General features: G+C 68.9%; 18 protein-coding genes and 1 pseudogene. 16 read left to right on the plus strand and 3 right to left on the minus strand.

The window, feature by feature from the left end; all coding sequences use genetic code 11:
• From AC5Y5Z_RS15830 to AC5Y5Z_RS15840, 3 genes are all read left to right on the plus strand, one after another.
• On the plus strand, nucleotides 1-5286 hold a 5286-nt coding region (locus tag AC5Y5Z_RS15830), incomplete at its 5' end, for a type I polyketide synthase (RefSeq protein WP_499926179.1).
• Between the two features lie 10 nt (nucleotides 5287-5296).
• Nucleotides 5297-7840, plus strand: coding sequence for a PEP-utilizing enzyme (locus AC5Y5Z_RS15835; RefSeq protein ID WP_499926181.1), 2544 nt, complete (start codon nucleotides 5297-5299; stop codon nucleotides 7838-7840).
• A gap of 49 nt (nucleotides 7841-7889) precedes the next feature.
• Complete coding sequence (locus AC5Y5Z_RS15840) at nucleotides 7890-9464, plus strand: PE family protein (RefSeq protein WP_499926183.1); 1575 nt, start codon at nucleotides 7890-7892, stop codon at nucleotides 9462-9464.
• A 4-nt stretch (nucleotides 9465-9468) separates the two neighbouring features.
• On the opposite strand, the gene AC5Y5Z_RS15845 is transcribed toward AC5Y5Z_RS15840, so the two are convergent.
• Complete coding sequence (locus tag AC5Y5Z_RS15845) at nucleotides 9469-10101, minus strand: TetR/AcrR family transcriptional regulator (RefSeq protein WP_499926185.1); 633 nt, start codon at nucleotides 10099-10101, stop codon at nucleotides 9469-9471.
• A 93-nt stretch (nucleotides 10102-10194) separates the two neighbouring features.
• Between AC5Y5Z_RS15845 and AC5Y5Z_RS15850 the strand changes: the two genes are divergently transcribed.
• Nucleotides 10195-11406 carry a cytochrome P450 gene (locus tag AC5Y5Z_RS15850; RefSeq protein WP_499926187.1) on the plus strand — a complete coding sequence of 404 codons (1212 nt, stop codon included), beginning with the start codon at nucleotides 10195-10197 and terminating at the stop codon, nucleotides 11404-11406.
• A gap of 3 nt (nucleotides 11407-11409) precedes the next feature.
• Here AC5Y5Z_RS15850 and AC5Y5Z_RS15855 read toward each other — a convergent pair whose 3' ends face one another.
• Nucleotides 11410-12060: a hypothetical protein gene (locus AC5Y5Z_RS15855; RefSeq protein WP_463824367.1), complete on the minus strand. Its 651-nt coding sequence runs from the start codon at nucleotides 12058-12060 to the stop codon at nucleotides 11410-11412.
• A 78-nt stretch (nucleotides 12061-12138) separates the two neighbouring features.
• Here AC5Y5Z_RS15855 and AC5Y5Z_RS15860 point away from each other — a divergent pair, with 78 nt between their 5' ends.
• Genes AC5Y5Z_RS15860 through AC5Y5Z_RS15870 form a run of 3 tightly spaced genes read left to right on the plus strand, consistent with a single transcriptional unit; the run spans nucleotide 12139 to nucleotide 16183 of the window.
• On the plus strand, nucleotides 12139-13644 hold the full coding sequence (locus AC5Y5Z_RS15860; RefSeq protein WP_499926189.1) for a carboxylesterase/lipase family protein: 1506 nt from the start codon (nucleotides 12139-12141) through the stop codon (nucleotides 13642-13644).
• Between the two features lie 5 nt (nucleotides 13645-13649).
• Nucleotides 13650-15668 (plus strand): DUF7064 domain-containing protein, encoded by a 2019-nt coding sequence (locus AC5Y5Z_RS15865; RefSeq protein ID WP_499926191.1) that lies wholly within the window; start codon nucleotides 13650-13652, stop codon nucleotides 15666-15668.
• A 26-nt stretch (nucleotides 15669-15694) separates the two neighbouring features.
• Nucleotides 15695-16183, plus strand: coding sequence for a gluconokinase (locus tag AC5Y5Z_RS15870; RefSeq protein WP_499926193.1), 489 nt, complete (start codon nucleotides 15695-15697; stop codon nucleotides 16181-16183).
• Between the two features lie 79 nt (nucleotides 16184-16262).
• On the opposite strand, the pseudogene AC5Y5Z_RS15875 reads toward AC5Y5Z_RS15870, so the two are convergent.
• Nucleotides 16263-17264, minus strand: a pseudogene (locus tag AC5Y5Z_RS15875) (DoxX family protein); the annotation flags it as partial.
• A 109-nt stretch (nucleotides 17265-17373) separates the two neighbouring features.
• On the opposite strand from AC5Y5Z_RS15875, the gene pncA reads away from it, so the two are divergent.
• The 9 genes from pncA to fdxA all read left to right on the plus strand — a co-directional run bounded on the left by pncA (nucleotide 17374) and on the right by fdxA (nucleotide 23556).
• The gene (gene pncA / locus AC5Y5Z_RS15880) at nucleotides 17374-17934 is read left to right on the plus strand and encodes a pyrazinamidase PncA (protein ID WP_499926195.1); all 561 of its coding nucleotides are present in this window, start codon (nucleotides 17374-17376) and stop codon (nucleotides 17932-17934) included.
• Complete coding sequence (locus tag AC5Y5Z_RS15885) at nucleotides 17934-18731, plus strand: nuclear transport factor 2 family protein (protein ID WP_499926197.1); 798 nt, start codon at nucleotides 17934-17936, stop codon at nucleotides 18729-18731. The genes pncA and AC5Y5Z_RS15885 overlap by 1 nt, the downstream gene beginning before the upstream one ends.
• A 126-nt stretch (nucleotides 18732-18857) precedes the next feature.
• Nucleotides 18858-19682: a DUF3097 domain-containing protein gene (locus AC5Y5Z_RS15890; RefSeq protein ID WP_499926405.1), complete on the plus strand. Its 825-nt coding sequence runs from the start codon at nucleotides 18858-18860 to the stop codon at nucleotides 19680-19682.
• Between the two features lie 75 nt (nucleotides 19683-19757).
• On the plus strand, nucleotides 19758-20282 hold the full coding sequence (locus AC5Y5Z_RS15895) for an OsmC family protein (RefSeq protein WP_463824360.1): 525 nt from the start codon (nucleotides 19758-19760) through the stop codon (nucleotides 20280-20282).
• A 9-nt stretch (nucleotides 20283-20291) separates the two neighbouring features.
• A complete protein-coding gene (locus tag AC5Y5Z_RS15900; RefSeq protein ID WP_499926200.1) occupies nucleotides 20292-21359 on the plus strand; it encodes an acyl-CoA dehydrogenase family protein in 1068 nt (355 codons plus the stop codon).
• 1 nt (nucleotide 21360) lies between these two features.
• Nucleotides 21361-21948: an RNA polymerase sigma factor gene (locus AC5Y5Z_RS15905; RefSeq protein WP_463824358.1), complete on the plus strand. Its 588-nt coding sequence runs from the start codon at nucleotides 21361-21363 to the stop codon at nucleotides 21946-21948.
• Nucleotides 21945-22202, plus strand: coding sequence for a hypothetical protein (locus AC5Y5Z_RS15910; protein ID WP_499926202.1), 258 nt, complete (start codon nucleotides 21945-21947; stop codon nucleotides 22200-22202). The genes AC5Y5Z_RS15905 and AC5Y5Z_RS15910 overlap by 4 nt, the downstream gene beginning before the upstream one ends.
• A 66-nt stretch (nucleotides 22203-22268) precedes the next feature.
• The gene (locus AC5Y5Z_RS15915) at nucleotides 22269-23135 is read left to right on the plus strand and encodes a universal stress protein (RefSeq protein WP_463824356.1); all 867 of its coding nucleotides are present in this window, start codon (nucleotides 22269-22271) and stop codon (nucleotides 23133-23135) included.
• A 76-nt stretch (nucleotides 23136-23211) separates the two neighbouring features.
• The gene (gene fdxA / locus AC5Y5Z_RS15920) at nucleotides 23212-23556 is read left to right on the plus strand and encodes a ferredoxin (RefSeq protein WP_463824355.1); all 345 of its coding nucleotides are present in this window, start codon (nucleotides 23212-23214) and stop codon (nucleotides 23554-23556) included.
• Nucleotides 23557-23562 lie beyond the last annotated feature (6 nt).

Consider the following 23562-nt stretch of genomic DNA (forward strand, 5'->3'; position numbering starts at 1 on the left):
GCGGGTCGACCGCTGTGGCTGGGTTCGGTCAAGTCGAATATGGGTCATACGCAGGCTGCTGCCGGGGTGGCCGGTGTGATCAAGATGGTGCAGGCGTTGCGTCATGAGGTGGTGCCGGCGACGTTGCATGTCGATGAGCCGAGCCCGCACGTGGACTGGACGGCGGGTTCGGTCGAACTGGTGACCCAGGCGCGGCCGTGGCCGGCCGAACCGGCATCGGGCCGGGTGCGGCGTGCAGGTGTGTCCTCGTTCGGGATCAGTGGCACCAACGCGCACGTGATCATCGAGTCCGCGCCGGCTGTGGAAGTGGTCGACGCGGACGGGCCCAAACCGGCGGTGGTGCCATGGGTGGTGTCGGCGAAGTCGGCCCTAGCGCTGCAGGCGCAGGCCGCTCGCGTGGCCGATTACGTCACCGCCCACGCCGAGCTGGATGTCGCTGACATCGGCTGGAGCCTGGCGGGACGGTCGTCCTTCGAGCACCGGGCGGTGGTGGTCGGCGCCGACCGCGCAACGCTGCTGAACGGGCTCGCCGAGGTAGCGCACGGTGACCAGGCCGGCACTGCCATCCAGGGTGTGGCCCAACCCGGCGGCAAGACCGTCTTCGTCTTCCCCGGCCAAGGCGCCCAGATCCTGGGCATGGGCCGGGAATTGCACGCCACCTACCCGGTGTTCGCCGCGGCGTTCGACACCGTCGTCACCGAGCTGGATCGCCACCTGCTGCGCCCGCTGCGCGAGGTGATGTGGGGCACTGACGAAAACCTGCTGAATACTACGGAATTCGCGCAACCGGCGTTGTTCGCCGTCGAGGTCGCACTGTTCCGGCTGCTGGAATCCTGGGGTGTGCGAGCCGATTTCGTGATGGGCCACTCCGTCGGTGAGCTCTCGGCCGCCCATGTCGCCGAGGTGCTGGCACTGGAGAACGCCGCGGTCCTGGTCGCCGCACGCGGCCGGTTCATGCAGCGCCTCGACGCCGGCGGTGCCATGGTGGCGATCCAGGCCACGGAGGACGAAGTCCGTCCGCGCCTCAGCCCGGAGGTCAGCATCGCCGCCGTCAACGGCCCCGCCTCGGTGGTCGTCTCCGGCGCCGCGGCAGGGGTGGCCGCGGTCACCGAACACTTCCGCGCCGAGGGCCGCCGCGTGCACCAACTCGCGGTGTCGCACGCCTTCCATTCCCCGCTGATGGACCCGATGATCGACGAGTTCGGTGCGGTCGCGGCCGGACTTCCGGTCGGGCCGGCCAAGATCGCGGTCATCTCGAACCTGACCGGAGAACTCGTCGGAGACGACTTCGGCTCCGCTGCCTACTGGAAACGGCATGTCCGCGAATCGGTTCGCTTCGCCGACAGCGTCCGCTTCGCCCAATCGTCCGGCGCGACAAGGTTCCTCGAAGTCGGTCCCACCGGCGGTTTGACGGCCGCCATCGAGGAGTCACTGCCCGACGTCCCCGTCACCACCGTCTGTGCGCTGCGCAAGGACCGGCCCGAGCCGGTGACGCTGACCAATGCGGTGGCACAGGCTTTCGTCGCGGGCTCCCAGGTGGACTGGCAGGCCGTGCTGGGCCGTGCCCACTTCGTCGAACTGCCGACGTACGCTTTCGAGCGGCGCCGATTCTGGTTGTCCAACGGGACCGCCAACGTCGACGCGGCCGGTCTTGGGTTGACCGCCGGTGAACACGCGTTGCTCGGCGCCGTGGTCGACCTGCCGTCGTCGGGCGGAGTGGTGCTCACCGGTCGGCTGTCGTCGGCCACACACGGCTGGTTGAAAGACCACGCCGTGGGTGGCGTGGTGATCTTCCCCGGCGCCGGTTTCGTGGAGCTGGTCATCCGCGCCGGCGATCAGGTCGGCTGCTCGATGGTCGACGAACTCACTTTGGCCGCACCGCTGCTCGTGCCGGACACAGGTTCGGTGGCGGTGCAGGTCGTCGTCGATGCCGCCACCGACACCGGCTCGCGTGCGGTATCGGTGTTCTCCCGCGCGGAGGGATCGGGATGGCTGCTGCACGCTGAGGGAACGGTCAGTTCAACACCCGCGCAGGGCGGTACCGATGTGACGGCGTGGCCGCCGGCCGGGGCCCAGCCGGTGGATATCGCAGGAACCTACGAGCGGCTCGCCGAATGCGGATACGGCTATGGTCCGGGCTTTCAGGGCCTGACCGCGATGTGGCGTCGCGGTGAGGACCTGTTCGCGGAGGTGACGTTGCCGGATGCGGCCGGGGTGTCGCCGGCAGGCTTCGGGGTGCACCCGGTGCTGCTGGACGCGGCGCTGCACGCGCTGATCGCCGGCGACGACGCCGCACTCGAGCGCAGCGACGGAGTCCTGGTGCCGTTCGCCTGGCAGGGCGTATCCCTGCACGCCGCCGGTGCGTCAGCGGTGCGGGCCCGCATCACACCCACCGGGCCGTCGTCGGTGTCGCTGGAACTGACTGACGCGCTGGGGTTGCCGGTGTTGTCGGTGGCCTCGATGGTGGCCCGCCCGGTGACCGAGCAACAGCTCAAGGCGGCGCTGACGGGTGCCGGCGGCGACCGGCTCTTCGAGGTGGTCTGGTCACCGTCGCCGACGGTCGCGGCGACGAGCATTCCGCCGTACCAGGTCTACGAATCCACCCCCGCCGTTGGTGCCGGCCTCGCCGGTGTCTACCGTGCCACCCACGCGGCGCTGCGCGCCGTCCAATCGTGGCTGGCCGAGCACGAATCGGGGGTGCTGCTCGTGGTCACCCGCGGTGCGGTGGCGGCGCCCGGCGCGGATGTCGAGGATCTGGCCGGTGCCGCCGTCTGGGGCCTGGTGCGTTCGGCCCAGACCGAGAACCCGGGCCGGATCGTGTTGGTGGACACCGATGTACCCATCGGTGACGACGAGGCAGCTGCCGTCCTGGCGGTCGGAGAGCCGCAGGTGTTGCTGCGTGACGGCGTCACCCACATCGCGCGGGTGCACGGCAGTCGCGCGGTGCGCGCGCTGCTGACACCACCTGCCGACGGGCCGTGGCGGTTGGCCATGAGCACCGCGGGCACCTTCGATAACCTGCGCGCCGAACCGCTTCCCGACGTCGGCGACCCGTTGCCGCCGCGTCAGGTGCGGATCGCCACCAGCGCAATGGCCGCCAACTTCCGCGACGTGATGATCGCGCTGGGGCTCTACCCTGACCCGGATGCGGCGATGGGCGTCGAAGCCTCCGGCACGGTGATCGAAACAGGTTCGGATGCAAGCTGTTTCGCTGTCGGTGACCGGGTCGCCGGACTGTTCCCGGAGGGGACCGGAACCGTGGCCACCACCGACGAGCGGCTGTTGATCGGCATTCCGGCAGGTTGGTCGGATGTCGAGGCGGCCACCGCCCCGGTCGTCTTCGCGACCGCGTACTACGCACTCAGAGTGCTGGCCGACGTGCAACCCGGCCAGCGGCTGCTGGTGCACGCCGCCGCGGGCGGCGTGGGCATGGCCGCGCTGCAGCTGGCCCGGCACTGGGGCGTGGAGGTCTTCGCCACCGCCAGCCGGGGCAAGTGGGACACCCTGCGCGCGTTGGGCTTCGACGACGATCACATCGCCGATTCGCGCAGCCTGGAGTTCGAGGGCAAGTTCAGTGCTGTCGCTGCCGCGAATGGCAGGGCCGCGGGATTCGACGTCGTGCTGGATTCGCTGTCCGGTGAATTCGTCGACGCCTCCCTGCGACTGGTCGCGGCGGGCGGGATCTTCCTGGAGATGGGCAAGACCGACATCCGCGATGCCGCCACCGTCGCCGAACAGCACCCGGGAGTGCGCTACCGCGCCTTCGACCTGTTCGAAGCCGGACCCGACCACATCCAGCAGCTGCTGGCCCAGCTGGCCGCGCTGTTCCGGGCGGGCGTGCTGAAGCCGTTGCCGGCCACCACGTTCGACGTGCGACGCGCACCCGCGGCGTTGCGCTACCTCAGCCAGGCCCGCCACGTCGGCAAGGTCGTGATGACCATGCAGTCGACCCTGGCAGAAGGCACCATCCTGATCACCGGCGGGACCGGTATGGCGGGTGCTGCGCTGGCCCGCCATCTGGTGCACCGCCACCGCGCAGGTCACCTGCTGTTGGTGAGTCGGCGCGGGCCGGACGCTCCGGGCGCGCTGGAATTGACCGCCGAGTTGACCGCCGCCGGCGCCGACGTGCAGGTAGTGGCCTGCGACGCCGCCGATCGGGACGCGCTGGCCCGGGTCATCGGCGACATCCCGGCACAGCATCCGCTGTCGACGGTGATCCATGCGGCGGGAACATTGGACGATGCGGTGGTGACGTCGCTGACACCGGAGCGGGTGGACGCGGCGCTGCGGGCCAAGGTGGACGCGGCCTGGAACCTGCACGAATTGACCCGCGACCTGAAATTGTCGGCGTTCGTGATGTTTTCCTCGATCGCCGGCCTGGCGGGCGCCTCCGGGCAGGCCAATTACGCGGCCGGCAATTCGTTCCTGGACGCGCTCGCTGCCCACCGGCACGCGCAGGGCCTGCCCGCCGTCTCCCTCGGCTGGGGGCTGTGGGAACAGTCCGGCGGTTTGGCTGCGGGGTTGGGACAGGCCGATCTGGCCCGCTTCGCCCGGGACGGGATCGTGGCGATGTCGTCGCAGGAAGCGCTGGAATTGTTCGACACCGCAGTCATTGTCGACGAGCCGTTCCTGCTGCCCGCCCACATCGACCTGGTGGCGCTACGGGCCAAGTTCGATGCGGGAACGCTGCCGCCGATGTTCGTCGACCTGATCAATGCGCCGGCGCGCCGCCAGGTCGACGACTCGCTGGCCGCCGCGAAGTCGAAATCCGCGCTGCTGCAACGGCTGGAGGGACTGGCCGAGGATGAGCAGCATGCCTTACTGCTGGATCTGGTGCGCTCACATATCGCCACCGTGCTCGGTAGCGGCACACCTGAGTCCATCCACCCGGACCGGGCCTTCCAGGAACTGGGCTTCGATTCGCTGACCGCGGTCGAGATGCGCAACCGACTCAAAGCTGCCACCGGTCTGCCGCTTTCGCCGACGCTGATTTTTGACTACCCGAACTCGGCGGCCCTGGCCGGCTACTTCCACCGCGAGCTGCTCGGCACCGACGGGCAGGAGGACCGGGCGACAGCAGCGCCCGGCGAAGAGGAGCTGCAGCGGGTCGTCGCGTCCATCCCCGTCAAACGGCTGCGCCAGGCTGGCGTGTTGGATCTGTTGCTGGCGCTGGCCGACGAAACCGCGAGCGCCGGCAACGGTGCGGTTCAATCCGGCCAGAAGGACATCGCCGAGATGGACCTCGACGACCTGGTCAACGCGGCATTCATGGACGACGACGAATAGTGGCGATTCAGTGAGGATTGCCGTCACCGGGGCCGGCGGAGTGCTGGGCCGCGGCCTGGTGACCGGGTTGCTGAACCTGGGTCACCAGGTCATCGGTATCGACCGCCGGCGGCCCGAGAGTTGGCCCGCCGCAGCTGAATTCGTTACCGCTGAGAGCCGCGACGCCACGGTGTTGCGGCGTGCCGCCGCGGGAGCGGACGTCGTCGTGCTGCTCGAGCTGGCGCCCGAAGGCATCGCCGATGTGGTCGCGGCCGGAGCCCAGCGCATCGTGTTCGTCTCCTCGGCGCAGGTCTACGGCGATGCGACCGGACCGGTGACCGAGGACGCCGCGGTCAATCCGGTAACTCTGGCCGGTTGGCGATCGGCGCAGACCGAGGCGGTGCTTGCCGCGTCCGGCACGCCGTGGGTGGCGATCCGACTGCCGCTGGTGGTGGGCCGCGGCGTCGACGATGAACTGCGCCGGCTCGCCGCGCGCCCGGTGCTGCCCGTCGCCTCGACCGACCGGCGAGTGCAGGTGGTGCACACCGATGATGTGCTGCGGCTGCTGACGCTCGCCGTACTGGGCGACGAAAACTGCTTCGGCGCAATCCATCTGGCCGCAGTCGGTTCGCTGACGTGGCGTCAGTTCGCGGCGGCGCTGGGACGTCCGGTCCTGCCCGTCGGCGCCAGGCTCGCCGCCCTCGGGCGTCGGGCCATGCTGCCGGACGCGGCGCTGCTGGACACCTCGCGGTTACATGACGCCTGGGGATTCACCCCGGCTTGGACCGCCGAAGAATGCCTGCAGGATTTCGCGCTGGCGGTGCGAGGCCGAGTCGCGGTGGGCCGGCGGGTGTTCGCGCTACCGTGGCGGCTGGCCCCCGTCCAGGACCTGCCCGCCGTCGACACCCCCGCCGACGACGGCGTGGTGCCCCGGCTGGCCGGCCCCGCCGGTGACAACGGCGAATTCGACACCCCGATCGACCCGCGGTTCCCGACCTTCCTGGCCACCAATTTGTCCGAGGCGCTACCCGGTCCGTTCTCGCCGTCGTCGGCATCGGTGACGGTGCGGGGATTGCGTGCCGGCGGGGTGGGCATCGCCGAACGGCTGCGGCCCGGTGGGGTGGTGCAGAAGGAAATCGCGATGCGCACCGTCGCGGTGTTCGCGCACCGGCTGTACGGGGCCATCACGTCGGCGCACTTCATGGCCGAAACAGTGCCGTTCGCCAAGCCCGCCACCATCGTCAGTAACAGCGGATTCTTCGGTCCCAGCATGGCGTCGCTGCCGATCTTCGGTGACGAACGTCCGCCGTCGGAGACGAATCCGGTGCGCCGGCAGCTGCGCACCGTGCGCAATATCGGCGTGTTCGGCGTCAACCTGGTGGGACTGAGCGCCGGTTCGCAGCTGGACACCGATGACTACCTCGCCGACGTGCAGCGACTGGAGCAACTGGTCGGCGACGACGTGACCCGGCTCGGTGATCGCCGGCTGCGCAGCCTGATCCTGCTGGCCCGCGACCACGTGGTGCACGGCTGGCTGCTGGCCTCCGGGTCGTTCATGCTGTGCGCCGCGTTCAACGTCCTGTTGCGGGGGCTGTGCGGTCGGGAGGCCGCGCCGACCGCCGGACCGGAGCTGGTCAGCGCCCGATCCGTCGAAGCGGTGCAGCGGCTGGTGGCGGCCGCGCGGCGTGACCCGACGGTGCTTCGGGTGCTCGCCGAACCCGGTGCGCGGCTGGGCAAGCTGGCCGTCGAGGCTCCGGAGTTTCATGCCGCGGTGTTCGCCGAGCTGGCACTGATGGGCCACCGTGGCCCGGCCGAGGTCGAGATGCTCTCCACGAGCTACGCCGACGATCCCGAGTTGCTGGTCCGGATGGTGACCAAGGCCCTCGACGCCCCGCCCGCTCCCACGCCCGAGCATGCGTCGATCCCGTTGCACGCTAAGCCCGTTGCGGTGTTGGCAGCCCGCCAGCTGCGTGACCGCGAGGTACGGCGGGACAGGATGGTGCGCGCCATCTGGGTTCTTCGTGGGCTGCTGCGCGAGTACGGACGCCGGATGGTCGAGGAGGGTGTGTTCGGATCCGTGGACGATGTGTTCTACCTGTTGGTGGACGAACTCGACGCGTTGCCCGCGAATGTGGGTGATTTGGTGGCCAGGCGCCGCGCCGAGCAACGCCGGCTGGTGGCCGTCGTCCCGCCGACCGTGTTCAGCGGAACCTGGCAGCCCACCACCTCGTCGGCGGCGATGCTGGCCGGCGGGGACACGCTGCGCGGCGTCGGCGTCTGTGGTGGCCGGGTGCGCGGCCGGGTGCGCATCGTCCGTCCGGAGACCATCGACGACCTGCAACCGGGTGAGATCCTGGTCGCCGAGGTCACCGACGTCGGTTACACCGCCGCGTTCTGCTACGCCGCCGCGGTGGTCACCGAGCTCGGCGGCCCCATGTCGCACGCAGCTGTGGTGGCCCGCGAGTTCGGGTTCCCGTGTGTGGTCGACGTGCGGGACGCCACCCGGGTGTTGCCGGCCGGGGCGCTCGTCGAGGTCGACGGCACGACGGGCGAAATCCACCTGCTCGAACTCTGATAGCGCTACTCTGTGCTGCACGTCCGCCGGGATCCGGGGAGGTGCGCCGATGTCGTCCGTGGTTACCACGCCTGAGACGATGGCTGCCGCCGCGGCGCAGTTGACGAGGCTGGGGTCAATGGTCAACGCGGCCAACGCAATTGCCGCGTCCCCGACACTAGAGGTGCTCGCGGCGGGCGCCGATGAGGTGTCTGCCGCCGTTGCGGCGGTGTTCGGCCGCCACGCGCTGGGATACCAGGTGGTGAGTGCGCAGGCCGCAGCTCTCCACACCGAGTTCGCGGCGGCGCTCGCCGGGGGTGCCGCGGCGTATGCGGGGGCCGACGCGGCCGCCGCGGCGCCGCTGACCGACCTGCTGAACCTGATCAACGCGCCGTTCCAGTTAATTTTGGGCCGCCCGTTGATCGGCAACGGCGCCGACGGCGCGGCCGGGACCGGCGCCGACGGTGGGGCCGGCGGATTATTGTTCGGCAACGGCGGCGCCGGCGGGTCGGGCGGCGGGGTTCATCCCGCCGGTGGCCGGGGTGGTGCGGCGGGTTTGCTCGGCAACGGCGGCACCGGGGGTGCGGGGGCGGTCGGCGCTGTCGGTGGTTCCGGCGGAAACGGTGGCTGGTTGTTCGGTAACGGCGGGACCGGGGGCGCCGGCGGGGACGCTCCCGCCGGGATCGGTGGGCTCGGCGGCGCCGGCGGCCAGGCGATGCTGTTCGGGGCGGGCGGCACCGGCGGTGCCGGCGGCTTGGGTGCCAACGGCGGCGGCAACGGTGGAGCCGGCGGTTGGGGTGGTCTGCTCGTCGGCAACGGAGGCGCCGGCGGCCCGGGCGGACTGGCGACGGCGGCAGGTAACGGCGGGGTGGGCGGCGCCGGCGGCAGCGCCTGGTTGATCGGTGACGGCGGCGCCGGTGGGCACGGCGCCGCGGTCACGGCAGCCGCGGACACCGGCGGGCTCGGTGGTTTCGGCGGCGCCGGCGGTAACGGCGGATTGTTGCTGGGCAACGGCGCCAGTGGAGGCGGCGGCGGGACCAGTGCAGCGGGCGGCGTCGGCGGCGCCGGCGGGCTGGGTGGCAGTGCCGGGTTGATCGGCGCGGGTGGTGCCGGTGGCGGCGGCGGACTGGGTGGCGGGCACTTCAGCGAAAACGGCGGCATCGGGGGCAGCGGCGGTGCCGGTGGCTGGCTGTTCGGCAACGGTGGTGCCGGGGGGTCCGGTGGCGACGCGTTGACCCAGGCGATCGGGGTCGGCGGCAACGGCGGTGCCGGCGGTGCGGGTGGTGCCGCCAGGCTGCTCGGCGAGGGCGGGATCGGCGGGGTGGGCGGTGCCGGCGCGCCCGCTGACAGCACGGGCGGTGCCGGTGCGCGCGGTGGTCGCGGTGGTTCCGGCGGCTGGTTGTTCGGCAATGGTGGGGGCGGTGGCCGCGGCGGTGCCGGGGGGTCGGCCGGTGCCGGTACCGGTGGGCCGGGCGGCAGCGGCGGCGACGGCGGATCCACCACGTTGATCGGTGACGGCGGCGACGGGGGAGCCGGTGCCGGCGGCGGGCCGGGCACGACCGTCGGCGCCAACGGGACCGGCGGGAACGGTGGCGTGGGCGGGTTGCTGTTCGGCGGCGACGGGACCCCCGGCGCATCCGGGTGACGGGTTAGATCGACCAGGTGTTCGGGTCGGGCGCAAAACAGAAGGCGGGGGCAGGCGGCAACGGTCGCCTCGGGTCATTGGAGATCGCGTCGATGACGAGCGCGAGATAGCGTCGCCACCCGTCGCTGGCTGGTTCCATCGTCGACAGCACGCCGTAGAGCATCGCGATCAACCGCGGCAAATCGTCGGCGACGACGTCGGACCGGATGCGGCCGACTCGTTGGCCGCGCCGGACCAGCTCGCCGAGTGCCTCGTTCAGGGTGTCAGAGACGTCCGGTGTCAGTGAGCCGGCCCGCCGCGCTGCGATCAACAGAGATTGTTCGCGGGCGCCGAGGGTGACCGCCGCCTCGATCAGCTGTGTCAGACCGCGCACTGGATCGGCACTGCGAACGGCGACCTCGATGGCCGGGCCCAGGTTCTCGACGATGCTGTGGTCCAGGGCGGCCCGGACCAATTCGCCCTTGGTGGGAAATCGGCGGTACAGGGTGCGCTCGCCGACGCCGGCTCGACGCGCGACCGCTTCCACCGGCGCGTCCGGCCCGATCTCGCCGTAGACCTCCCGCGCGGCGCGCAGGATCCGCTCGACGTTGCGCGCGGCATCGGCCCGCAGCGTCGGCCGGTCCTGAACGGCTGTCACCGCTACAGGGTAACGGGCTGTTGACTGCCGATGCGGGCAGCTCTACGCTCGGATAACTGACAGTCAACTGACACTTGTTGGGAATCATCGTTCATGGCAACAACTTCCGATGTCCGATCCGAACCGGACCTTCCGGTCATCCCGGTCCCGCGCTCGCCGCAGTGCCCGCTCACGCCGCCCGCCGAATTCGGCACCTGGCGAGACGAGGCCGGGCTGCGCAAAGTCATGTGGCACGGTCAAGAGGCCTGGATCGTCAACCGGTACCAGGACATCCGGGCGGCGCTGGTCGATCCGCGGTTGTCAGCCGACACCATCCCCGATTTCCTCAAACCGCAGCACACCGAGAACGCGCCGATCATGTTCGCCCGGATCGATGATCCCGAGCACCATCGGCTGCGCCGGATGCTGACCAGCAATTTCACCTTCCGGCGCACCGAGGCGATGCGGTCACAGATTCAGCAACTGGTGGACCATTACCTCGACCGGATGATCAGCAACGGACCCCCGGCGGACCTGGTCCGCGACTTCGGGCTGCCGGTCCCCTCGCTGGTGATCGCGCTGCTGCTCGGCGTGCCGCCGGAAGACCTCGAACTGTTCCATCACCACACCACGGTCGGCCTGGACGTCAAGTCCTCCGACGAGGAGAAGGCACAGGCCTTCATGGCCATGTACGCCTACATTCAGGAACTCGTGGACCGCAAGGAACACGAACCCGGTGACGACCTGATAAGCCGCCTGGTCACCGACTACGTCATGACCGGACAGCTCACCCGCGAGACGGCGGGGATGAGCAGCGTCATCATGATGCAGGCCGGTCACGAAACCACGGCCAACATGATTTCGCTGGGAACGGTTGCGCTACTCGAGCATCCCGATGTCTATCGTCGCCTGGGGGAGACCGACGATAAGGCGGTGATCGCCAACATCGTCGAGGAACTCATGCGCTACCTGTCCATCGTGCACAGCCAGGTGGATCGGATCGCGACCGAAGACTTCGAGCTCGGTGGTCAGCTGATCCGCGCCGGAGATGCGTTGCTGATGAACCTGCCCGCCGGGAACTGGGACGAGACGTTCGTGGACCATCCAGACGATCTCGATGTCGATCGAAATACCCGCGGCCACTTGGGCTTTGGTTACGGTGCGCACCAGTGCATCGGAGCGAACCTGGCCCGGGTCGAGATGCAGGTCGCGTTCGCGACGTTGGCGCGCCGACTGCCCGACCTGAAACTTGCGGTGCCGGCAGCAGAACTGCGGTTCAAGGAATCCGACATCTACGGCATGAAAGAGCTACCGGTCAGCTGGTGACGGTCAGGGGCAGTTGAAGGCAACCCCGACACCCTCGGGCGCCGGCACCGAACTCAGGCACCCGAACGGTTCGATCCCCGCGGCGCTGAACCGAGCCGCGGACTGATGGGCGTAGTTCACGCAGAACAAGCCGACTTGGTCTGCGCGGCAACGAAAGTCGTCAAACGCCACCGAGGCTCCGTTGGCCAGTTCGGCTCCGGTGCCGTTGAGGAAAGGTCCCGGATCGGCGCGGGCGGAGCCGACCTGCAGGTGGCTGCCGTCGAAATCGACCCAGCCGCCTTTCCACTCACCGTAGGCGGTCTCGGGTCGGGGCGGGGGGTTGGTGAGCTCGACCAGACAGGACAGCAGACCGGCGGTGTGCTTGGCGTCGGTCGTGCATTTCGCTTTGCCCCCCGAGGCACTGAACGCGGTGTCCGCACCGATCTTGTAGCCCGTGGCTTCGGCGGGGCGACCAGCTTCGATCCAGGCGATCACGGCAGCGACCGGAGCGCCGGCAGCAGGTACCGCCGCCGACGGCGGGTTGGCTTGTGACGGAATCTTGGTCACGGTCGAACTGGCCGCGCTGCTGGTCTGCGAAGGACCGGCATGGTCCCCACCGGTCTGCGAGCAGCCGGCAACCAGCAGTGTCACTGCCACCAGCACGGCGTTGCGCATTCCGACAGGTTATCCGCCGCGCCCAGAGATTCGGGCTTCGGTGCGCACTATGTACGTAGTGTCGGATACCGTCGGTCTATGCATGAGCGCACTGTCCGCGCCCGCACCACCGCCGGCACCGTCGAAGGCTTCACCCGCAACGGCGTCAACCGGTGGCGATCCATTCCCTACGCCCGGCCACCGGTAGGCCCGCTGCGCTACCGCGCGCCCCAGCCCGCGCAGCCCTGGTCCGGGGTCCGGCACTGTCACGGGTTCACCAACTGCGCACCGCAGCAGCGTCGCTATACCCTGCTTGGTCTCGGCAGGTACCAGCCGATGAGCGAAGACTGCCTCACCCTCAATGTCGTCACTCCCGAACAGGGGCACGACGAACCGTTGCCGGTCATGGTCTTCGTGCACGGCGGCGGCTACATCCTGGGCAGTTCGGCTACCCCGATCTACGACGGGGCCGCGCTGGCCCGGCGCGGCTGCGTCTACGTGTCGGTCAACTACCGGTTGGGCGCCCTCGGTTGTCTGGACCTGTCGGCGTTGTCTACCGCGGATGTCACCATCGACAGCAACCTCTACCTGCGCGACCTGGTGCTGGCGTTGCGCTGGGTCAAGGACAACATCGCCGGGTTCGGCGGTGACCCGGACAACGTGACGATCTTCGGGGAGAGCGCCGGCGCGCACATCACTGCGACACTGCTAGCCGTTCCCGCCGCCGCGGGACTGTTCCAGCGGGCGATCTCGGAGAGCCCGGCAGCCGGTATGACGCGTTCGCAGGAGGTCGCCGCCGAGTTCGCCGACCGTTTCGCCCAGCTGCTCGGCGCGAACCGCCAGCATGCGGCCGAGGCGGTGATGCGGGCGTCGGCAGCCGAGTTGATCGACACGCAGCACCGGCTCATCGATCAGGGCATGCAACAGCGCCTGGGTGCCTTCCCGATCGGTCCGGTCTTCGGCGACGACGTTGTGCCGGTCGATCCGATCGAGGCGATGCGGTCCGGCCAGGCGCACCAGGTCCCGCTGATCGTGGGCACCAACGCCGACGAGGGACGTCTGTTCACCCGCTTCCTCGGCATGTTGCCGACCAATAAGGCGATGGTCGAAGCGCTGCTCGCCGACTTGGAACCCGCTGCGCGCGAACGCATTACCGCCGCCTACCCCAGGTATCCACATTCCTCGGCCTGCATCCAGCTGGGTGGTGATTTCGCGTTCAGTTCCGCGGCCTGGCAGATCGCCGAGGCGCACGGCGCGCACGCGCCCACGTATCTGTACCGGTACGACTACGCGCCCCGGACGCTGCAGTGGTCGGGGTTCGGCGCCACGCACGCCACCGAACTGTTCGCCGTCTTCGACATCTACCGGACCCGGTTCGGCGCGCTGCTGACCGCCACCGGCGATCGGCGTCCCGCACTCAAGGTCAGCAACCAGGTACAACGGCGCTGGCGGGCGTTCAGCCGTACCGGGGTACCGGGGGACGACTGGCCGGTCTACACCCACGCCGACCGTGCCGTGCTGGTGATCGACCGGAAAACCCGCGTCGAGTTCGATCCGCATCAGCACCGCAGACTGGCCTGGGACGGCTTCTCCCTGGCACGCTGACCGGTATGGCGTCTCCCTACACAGACCAGGCTCTCGAGCGGCCCGGCGACCTCACTGCCGAGTGGCTGACCGCGACGCTGCGCGCCGGTACCGTCACCGACTTCACCGTCGAACGCATCGGCACCGGCCAGATGAGCGAGTGCTACCGCATCGCGCTGACGTACGCCACCGACGCCACCCCCGATGTCGACCGCCCGCAATCGGTGGTGCTCAAAGTCGCCGCCACCGACCCGGTGAGCCGGCAGACCGGCCTGGCGATGGGACTCTACGAGCGCGAAGTCCGGTTCTATCGCAGCATCGCACCGCGCCTGGGTGGGGCGATCGCGCCGTGCTACCACGCCGCTGTCGACGTCTCCACCGGGATCTTCGATCTGTTGCTCGACGATGCTGGTCCCGCCACTGCGGGTGATGAAATCGCCGGTGCCACAACCGATCAGGCGTTGCTGGGGGTCACTGAGCTGGGCCGGTTGCAGGGCCCCCTGCTGGGGGATGCGGCCCTGGCTGACGCGCAGTGGCTCAACCGGGATTCGCCGCTCAACCAGGCCATGGTCAGCGCGTTGTACGCCGACTTCGTCACCCGGTACGGCGACCAGATCGCACCGGAACATCGTGAGGTCTGCGAGCGCCTGGTGGGATCGTTCGACGGATATGTGGCCGAAGAAGCCGCCCGCGGCGGAATTCAGGGCCTGGTGCACGGTGACTACCGGCTGGACAACATGCTGTTCGGCGCCCCGGGCGCCAACCGGGCGCTCACTGTCGTCGACTGGCAGACCGTCTCCTGGGGTCCGGCGCAGACCGATCTGGCCTACTTCCTGGGCTGCGCCCTGCCGGTGGCGGACCGTCGCGCCCAGTATGAGGACCTGCTGCAGGCCTACCATCAGGCGCTGGGGCCGCAGTCACCCATCACCTTGGCAGAAGTCCGGGAAGGTGTGCGCCGGCAGAGTTTCTTCGGCGTGATGATGGCGATCGTCTCGTCCATGCTGGTCGTGCAGACCGAGCGCGGCGACCGCATGTTCATGACGCTGCTGCAGCGGCACTGCCAGCACGTGTTGGATACCGACGCGTTGGCCACCCTGCCCGCCGCGGCGGTGCCGGAACCGCTACGACCTTCGCCGCAGGACGAACTCGCCCACGCCCCCACCGACGAACCGTTGTGGAGCGAGAGCTGGTACGCCGATTTCGTCTGCGCGGCAGAAGGATTGGGGGGCTGGTTTCGTCTCGGCCGGATAGCCAACGAACAGCAGGCCTGGGTGCAGGCACTGCTGTGTGGGCCCCAGCTGCCCACGATTGCCGTCGACTGCACAGTGCCGCTACCGCCCGACCCGTGGCTGGTACAAACCGAAACCGTCGAGCTCGCGCACGCAGCCGAGGACCCGCTGCAGACCTACCGGGTCGACCTCCGTGCACAAGGGCAGTCCTATGCCGACCCGTCGGCGTTGCTGCGCGGCGAGCCGGGCGAGCCGGTCGAGGTCGCGATGGACCTGGTCTGGACGACCGTCGGAATCCCCTACCAATACCGGCTGACCACCCGGTATGAGATCCCGTGCACCGTCACAGGTGCCGTCACCGTCAAACATGCTCGCTACCAGCTGGATTCGGTGCCAGGACAACGCGACCACTCCTGGGGGGTGCGCGATTGGTGGAGCATGGACTGGATGTGGAGCGCGATACACCTGCAGGACGGCACCCACCTGCACGGCTTGAGTCTGCAGATACCGAACACGCCGCACATCAGTATCGGCTACGCCCAGGACGCAGCGGGCGGCATTGTCGAGCTGAGCACCGTGACAATTCGAGAAGCGTTCGGCGCCAACGGTTTACCGGAGGACACCACGTTGACGCTGGAACCGGTTGGGATCACCGCGGCCGTTTCGGTGCGCGCGCACGCACCGGTACGGCTGACCGCCGTCAACGGGCGAGTGAGCCAGTTCCCGCGGGCCTGGGTCGAGGTCACCACCGCCGACGGCCGCAGCGGCGTCGGCTGGATGGAATGGAACCGCAGCCGCGTCGAACCGGCTCCGTGAGCCGCGTACGCGGTCCGATAGTCGTGATGGGCGTATCCGGATCGGGCAAGACGACCGTGGGCGCCGCGCTGGCGCAGCGAATGGCGGTGCCGTTCCTGGACGCCGACACCCTGCACCCGCCGGCCAACATCGCGAAGATGGGTGCGGGTGAACCGCTGACCGACGCCGACCGGCACCCCTGGCTGGAACGCGTCGGCGCCTGGCTCGCTGAACACGGCGACGGCGTGGCCGGCTGCTCGTCGCTCAAACGCAGCTACCGCGACCAACTACGCAAACACAACGACACGGCACGGTTTCTGCACCTGCACGGCACACCCGAGCTGATCGCCGCACGCCTGCAGGCCCGGTCCGCCCACTTCATGCCGGCCGCATTACTGCAGTCGCAATTCGACGCCCTGGAGCCGCTGGCCCCGGACGAAAGCGGTGTCGTGGTGGAACTCAGCGAGCACCAGGACGTTGAGACGATCGTGACTGCGTTCCTGGCTAACGACGCCAGCGCTTGCGACGGCTGCTGAACTCGTCGTCGATCCGGTCCCGCGCCGTCTCTGCGAGTTCGTTGCCGCGCGCGACCGCCCGATCGGCGAGTTCGCTGCCCCGGTGCGCGGCACGGTCGGCGAGTTCGCTGCCCCGGTGCGCGGCACGGTCGGCGAGTTCGCTGCCCCGGTGCGCGGCGCGGTCGGCGAGTTCGCTGCTGCGTGCCGCCGCCCGGTCGGCGATCTCGGCACCGCGGTGCCGGGCGGTCTCGGCGAGCTCGAGACTGCGCGCCTGCGCGGTGTCGGCCAGTTTCTTGCTGCGCTTGCGGGCCTTCTTGGCATACGGCGCGCTCTTCTCGACCGCAGTGCTGGCCAGCTCTTCACTTCGTTTGCGTGCTTTCTTCGCATACGGTGCGCTCTTCTCGGCGGCGGTGCTGGCCAGTTCGCGGCTGCGCTCCAGCGCGGCTTCGGCGAGCGGTGCGCTTTTCTCCGCGGCGGTGCTGGCCAGTTCGCGGCCCCGCTCCAATGCGGCTTCGGCGTACGGTGCGCTCTTCTCGGCGGCGGTGCTGGCCAGTTCGCGGCTGCGCTCCGCCCCGACCTGCAGGCCGTGCACGATGCGCTCGGCCACGTCGGAGTCGAGCAGCGAGTCACTCGACCCGGACACCCGCTCGGAGAGTCGCTCGGCCGCCCGTCGGCCCCGCCAACCCAACGACGGCTTACCCGCGGTGTCGGCGGAGGCGATGATCAGCCCGCCCAGCAGGCTCACGTCGCCCAGGAAGGCACGCCGCTTCTCGGCCTTGCGCTCGGGGTCGGTTTCGGTCCAGAACTGGTGTGTCCCAAGGTTGCCCGGAATGACTGTCAGAGCCAGCGCCGCCGACGCCAACCGCGGCAGCCGACCAGCGGCGAGCAGCACCCCGCCGCCGATCTGTACCGCCGCGTTGATCTGAGCGAACGTCTCGGGGTCAGACGGGATGTTGGCACTCACTGACTCGGGCAGCGCTTGCAAACCGTCGACGGTCGGTTGGGCGGCTTGAGCTGCGGGTTTCGGGTTAAGCAACGCCTCCACCCCTTGGCCGATGAAGACAGCTGACAACATGGGTCGCGCGATTCGTCGGATCAACATGGCCGCTGTGTTCCCCGGCCGGACAGCCCACAAACCGCCGGATTCATGCCAATCCACCCCGACTCCCGAGCACCTACCAGCACCAGTCCGACGACGCTAAGGTTTACTCGTGCGGGCGCTCATCATCGTCGACATGCAGAACGATTTCTGCGAGGGCGGAGCTGTTGCGGTCACCGGTGCACATGCGCTGAGCCTGGCGATCAACGAGTACCTCACCGCCCATTGCGATTACGATTACGTCGTCGCCACCAAGGACTTTCACATCGACCCCGGCGACCATTTCTCCGACCATCCTGATTATGCCTCGTCTTGGCCGCCGCACTGCCGCGCGGGCAGCCTGGGCGCGGAATTCGACGCCGCCCTCGACACCGGCCCCATCGAGGCGGTCTTCCGCAAAGGCGCCTACGCGGCGGCGTACAGCGGATTCGAAGGCGTCGACGAAATCGGGACCGCACTGCTGGATTGGCTGCGCCTGCGCGACGTCGACGCGGTCGACGTGGTCGGTGTCGCCACCGATCACTGTGTGCGGCACACCGCCTGCGACGCGGCCAGGTCCGGCTTGACCACCACGGTGCTGCTGGGTCTGACTGCCGGCGTATCGGCGGACGCCACCGCCCGCGCGCTGGCCGAGATGCGCACTGCCAGCATCGAGTTGATCGGGAGCCGCTGATGGCCACGCCGGACCGAGCTGAACTGCTGGCCACTGTCGAGCGGTCGCCGCAGGCGGTGGCTGCGCACGACCGCGCCTCCTGGGTGCAGGTTTTCGCCGCCGACGGTCGCATCGAGGACCCGGTGGGATCGAGGCCGCACGTCGGGCACGACCAGATCTATCGTTTCTACGACACCTTCATCGGTCCGCGGGACATCACGTTTCATCGCGACCTGGACATCGTGGTGGGCCACACCGTTCTGCGCGATCTCGAACTCGAAGTCGGGATGGGACCGGCGGTCACCATGCGCATTCCGGCCTTCCTGCGTTACGACCTGCGCAAGGTCGGCGATCAGTGGCAGGTGGCCCGGCTGCGGGCGTACTGGGAGTTGCCGGCAATGATGCTGCAGTTCCTCAAGTCAGGGACGCGCGCCCTGCCACCGGGTGTGAACCTGGCCCGGGGATTGCTCGGCAATCAGGGTCCGCTCGGCACCGTCGGTTTCATGGCGGGTTTTCGTCGGGTCGGCGCGCGGCACAAGAAGGTGCTGGAGAACTTCCTCGGTGCGGTGGCACGGGGTGAGCAGGGCGTCGCGTCCCGGGCGTTGGTGGCCACGGCCACCATCACGCTGGGTGACGAGGAGGGCATCGACCTCGCCCAACTCGTCGACCAACTGCGGGATGCCAAGTGGACCAAGGTGATCGGGGCCGGGCCAACCGTGGCGGTGTCGATCGACACCCGCCGCGGACGCGGCGTCTTGTTCGCCGACGTGGCATGGCGCGGCGACCGGATCAATCAGATCCGTTACTTTGCAGCTTGATTCACCGTCTCCGGCACTCATTCGCGCGGCGCCGACTGTCGACACCTCTGCCGCGAGGGTGAAAGCGGCGACGCGCCCACGGCGTGTCCCGTCGTGAAATTCACGATCGGCAAGAACTATTGCCGGGTGATGGATCGCTATGGAACCGATGTCCTGGCCGGAGGTGCGCGGCGCAAACCCCGCTCTGTAGAACACCCCGTCGAGATGGGCATGGTCGTCGAGGACGCCCAGACCGGCTACGTCGGCGCGGTGGTCCGCGTCGAGTACGGCCGTGTCGACCTCGAGGACCGGCACGGCAAGACCCGCGGTTTCCCACTGGGTCCGGGTTTCCTGCTGGACGGCCAGCCGGTGATCCTCACCGCACCGCGCCGGGCAGCACCGGCCCCGCCTGCGCGGACGGCGTCCGGGTCGGTCGCCGTGCCGGGCGCGCGGGCCCGGGTGGCGCGTGCCAGCCGCATCTACGTGGAAGGCCGCCACGACGCGGAGCTGGTCGCCCAGGTGTGGGGTGCGGACCTGAAACTCGAAGGTGTGGTCGTCGAATATCTGGGCGGGGTCGACGATTTGGTAGGGGTCGTAGCCAAGTTCCGGCCAGGTCCCGGGCGCCGGTTGGGGGTGCTGGTCGATCACCTGGTCGCCGGGTCGAAAGAGTCGCGCATCGCCGAGGCTGTGCGACAAGGCCCCGGCGGCGCCGACACCCTGGTGGTCGGGCATCCCTTCGTCGACATCTGGCAGGCCGTCAAACCGCAGCGGCTGGGCCTGGAGTCCTGGCCGACGGTGCCGCGGACCATCGAGTGGAAGTGCGGGGTCTGCCAGGCGCTCGGCTGGCCGCACGCCAACCAGGCCGACATTGCCCGGGCCTGGCAGCGGATCAGGTCCAGGGTGCGCGACTGGAACGACTTGGAGCCGGCGCTGATCGGCCGCGTCGAAGAGCTCATCGACTTTGTGACGTAGCTCACCGTCACGTTCTCCGGTCGGGCCGGCACTAACGCTTCGAACAGCACATCGCCTGCAGAAGTGGAGGACGTCATGACCAACGCGCTTGTCATCGATGCTCAGGGTCTGGACCGCCTGTCGTGCAACGCCAAGGCCGACCCCAGCACGGGCCGAAAGACCCTGAAAGCCAAGACGGTCTGCGAGTCCGGGTTCCGCAACATGACCTACGTGCGCGATCTGGCGCCGATGCTGGTCGGCGAACCGCCGGCGCTGCTGGGCGACGATTCGGCGCCCAACCCGTCCGAGGCCTGCCTGGCGGCGCTCGGCTCGTGCATCTCGGTCGGATTGCTGGCCAATGCCACCCACCGCGGGGTGACCCTGACCAAGATCGAGGTCGAGATGGAGGGCGACATCGACATCTCCGCCGTGTGGGGCGTCGGTGACACTCCGGACGGCAAAGTGCTGGGTATCACCGACGTGCGCTGCACGGTGACATTGGCCGGCGACGCCGACGATGCAACGCTGCAAGAGATCCATGACAACGCCATCGCCTGGTCGCCCGTGGTGAATACATTCAGGCGTCCCGTAACTGTCGACTCGGAACTTTCGATCGGCTAGGCAGACAGAGTGACAACCACGATCGACGCCACGACCGGCCTGCTCGACCCCGATCTGTTGGCAGACATCCGTGCCTGGGCGGACGCATTGGACCGCGGTGCGGACACTGCGCGCCGCAGCTTCGTCGGCCTGGGTGCCGCGGGTCTGCTCGGGGCGGGAGCACCGGGCAATGCGGACGGCAAGCTGGGCCGGATGGCCGAGGTGATCAAGGCGATCTCCGGGGAGTGCATGAGCACCGGGTTCTCGGTGTGGGCCAACCGCATGACGGTGGAGTACCTGCTTACGGCGGCAACGCCATTCAGCCTCGCAGCGGTGCAGCCGCTGCTGGCCGGCACCGCACTGGGGGTGACCGGCATGGCCGCCGCCTTCAAGGAGTCGGCCGGGTGCGGCAACCTCGAACTCACCGCCACAGCGGCCGACGGCGGCTACCGGGTGAGCGGTCCGATCCGGTGGGCGTCGAACTTGTACGAGGACTCGCTGCTGGTCACCGCGGCACGTACCGACCGAGGCGAGCAACTGATCGTTGCGCTGCCGCTGCGGACCGCAGGTGTCACGGTAGGAGACCGGTTCACGTTGCTGGCGATGGACAGCACGGCGTCGTCGTATCTCAACTTGTCCGACGTGCACGTCCCCGCCGAACAGGTGTTGTCCACCGATTTCGAGGAGTTCCTTGCCGCGGTGCGGCCGACCTTCCTGGTGCTGCAGTCCGCCATGTGCATCGGTTTGGCGAAAACCGCTGTGGCCCAAGCCAGGTCGGGGTTGTCCGGGGTGAATGCGGTATACACCGACGAGGTCGACACGCTGGGTCACCAGCTCGTTGCAGCAGAGACGCGGCTGACCGAAATGGCCGATGCGGTCGGGGGAGAACGGGCGCCCGGCAAGAGGGAACTGCTGAAATTGCGCCTCGATTCTGCCCAAATCGCCAGTGCCGGAGCAGCTTTGGAGGTCCGCACTGCCGGCGGCAAAGGCTACGCGAGCAGGACGCCCGCCAGCCGCCGCTACCGGGAGGCCGCGTTCATCCCGGTGCAGTCGCCGTCTGAGGCTCAGTTGCGCTGGGAACTGGGCCGCTGCCCCTGAGATGGCGCTGAGCGAGCACTCGGTCGGCGGATTCTCGCTGGCCGGCCTGGTACGCGACTATCACCGGCCGATGGTGAAGTTCGCCTGCACGATGGTCAGTTCACCCGCGATGGCCGAAGAGGTGGTGCAGGAGGCCTGGATCCAGGTGCTCAGGTCAGCGGAGTCGTTCGAGGGCCGCTCCTCGATCGCCACCTGGTTGTTCGGAATCGTCAAGCACACCGCGTTGCGGCACCGTCGTCGGGAAACCCGGATCCGCGAACACGAGGTGCTCTCCGAGGACGACGATCCGCTGTCGGGCCGGATGCACCCGGCGGGTCACCCCGACGCCGGGCACTGGAGCCTGCCGCCGTCGAGACGGTTCCTGCCGGAAGACCGGACCGTGCAACGCGAACTCGTCGGGTTCGTGCGGGCCGCGCTGGACACGCTGCCGGTGCGGCAGCGCCAGCTAATCATCCTGCGCGACCTGGTCGGCACGTCGTCGGAGGAAGCCGCCGAGATCCTGGAACTGTCGGCCGACGCGCAGCGCGCGCTGCTGTATCGCGCCCGAGGGAACCTTCGCAACGAACTGGAAAGGCGGTATCAACGATGACCGTCTACGACGACTCCGTGCCCGCCATCGACTGCGTCGAATTCGTCCGGCTCGTCGACGACCTGGTCGACTCCGACCCGCGCCAGTGGGACGCGATCGTGGCCAGGCATCTGGCCGACTGCCCACCGTGCCTGGTCTATCTGCAGCAGATGCTGGACCTCAAGGCGCTGCTCAGAATCGTCTCGGACGGTCAGCACCTGAGCGACACCGACGTGCTGGGCATCATCGACACACTGCTTCGCGACGGCCGCTAGAACCCGAGTCTCAACGTCAGCCCAGGCCCAACGCCCGGCGGCAGGGGTCTCGTAGTATCGGGCCTTGTGGCGAAATACGGGATCCTGGTCGCGGTCGACGGTTCGGCCGAGTCCGACGCGGCCCTGGCATGGGCGACCCGCGAAGCCGCCCTGCGCGATGTGCAGCTCACCCTGCTGCACGCGGTCGCACCCGTCGTCGTCGGCTGGCCGGTGGGTCAGCTCTATACCGAGATGCCGGCGTGGCAGAAGGACAACGCCGACGAGGTCGTCGCGCACGCTCGCAAGACGGTGTCCGAAACCGGGACCGAACCGCCCGAAGTCCACGTGGAGGTGGTCTACGCCAACGCGGTTCCGTCGCTGATCGAAGCATCCGAACAGGCCCAGCTGGTGGTGGTGGGCAGCCAGGGGATGGGTGCGTTGGGCCGGATGCTGCTGGGTTCGGTCACGGCGGCGCTGCTCCAGCACGCGCATTGCCCGGTCGCGGTCATTCGGTGCGGCGACGGCATCGTTGCCCCGGACCCGCACGCACCCGTGCTGGTGGGTATCGACGGTTCGCCGGCGTCGGAGGCCGCGACGGCGTTCGCGTTCGACGAAGCCTCCCGCCGCGGCGTCGACCTGGTCGCGCTGCACGCGTGGAGCGATGTCGGGGTCTTCCCGGCGCTGGGCATGGATTGGCACGAGCGCGAGGGCGAGGGACAACAGGTGCTCGCCGAACGATTGGCCGGCTGGCAGGAGCGGTATCCCGACGTCCACGTGCAGCGATCGCTGGTCTGCGACACGCCCGCGAAGTGGCTGCTGGATGCGGCCGAGCGGGCCCAGTTGGTCGTCGTCGGAAGCCGCGGCCGCGGCGGATTCACCGGGATGCTGCTGGGCTCGGTCAGTTCGAGGGTCGCGCACGCCGCGCGGGTGCCAGTGGTTGTGGTCCCCTCCTGAAAAGGGGTCTTTGGTCCTTCTCGTTGAGGGCCTTGGATAGGCGCGGGGGCTGACGGTTGCCGCATACCGTGACACCATGACCTATGTAATCGGCAAGGAATGCCTGGACGTGGCCGAGAAGTCCTGCGTGCAGGAATGCCCCGTTGACTGCATCTATGAAGGCGCCCGAACGATGTACATCAATCCCGACGAGTGTGTCGACTGCGGAGCCTGTAAGCCGGCCTGCCGGGTGGATGCCATCTATTGGGAAGGCGATCTTCCGGAGGACGAGTTGATCCACCTCGACGACAACGCGGCGTTCTTCCGCCAGATCCTGCCCGGTCGCAGCGCCGCGCTCGGATCACCAGGCGGTAGCGCGGTGGTGGGTCGGGTGGGTGTCGACACGCCACTGATCGCAGCCATGCCGGCCAACAACACCTGATCGGAG

This window comes from Mycobacterium sp. NGS29, assembly GCF_059812965.1.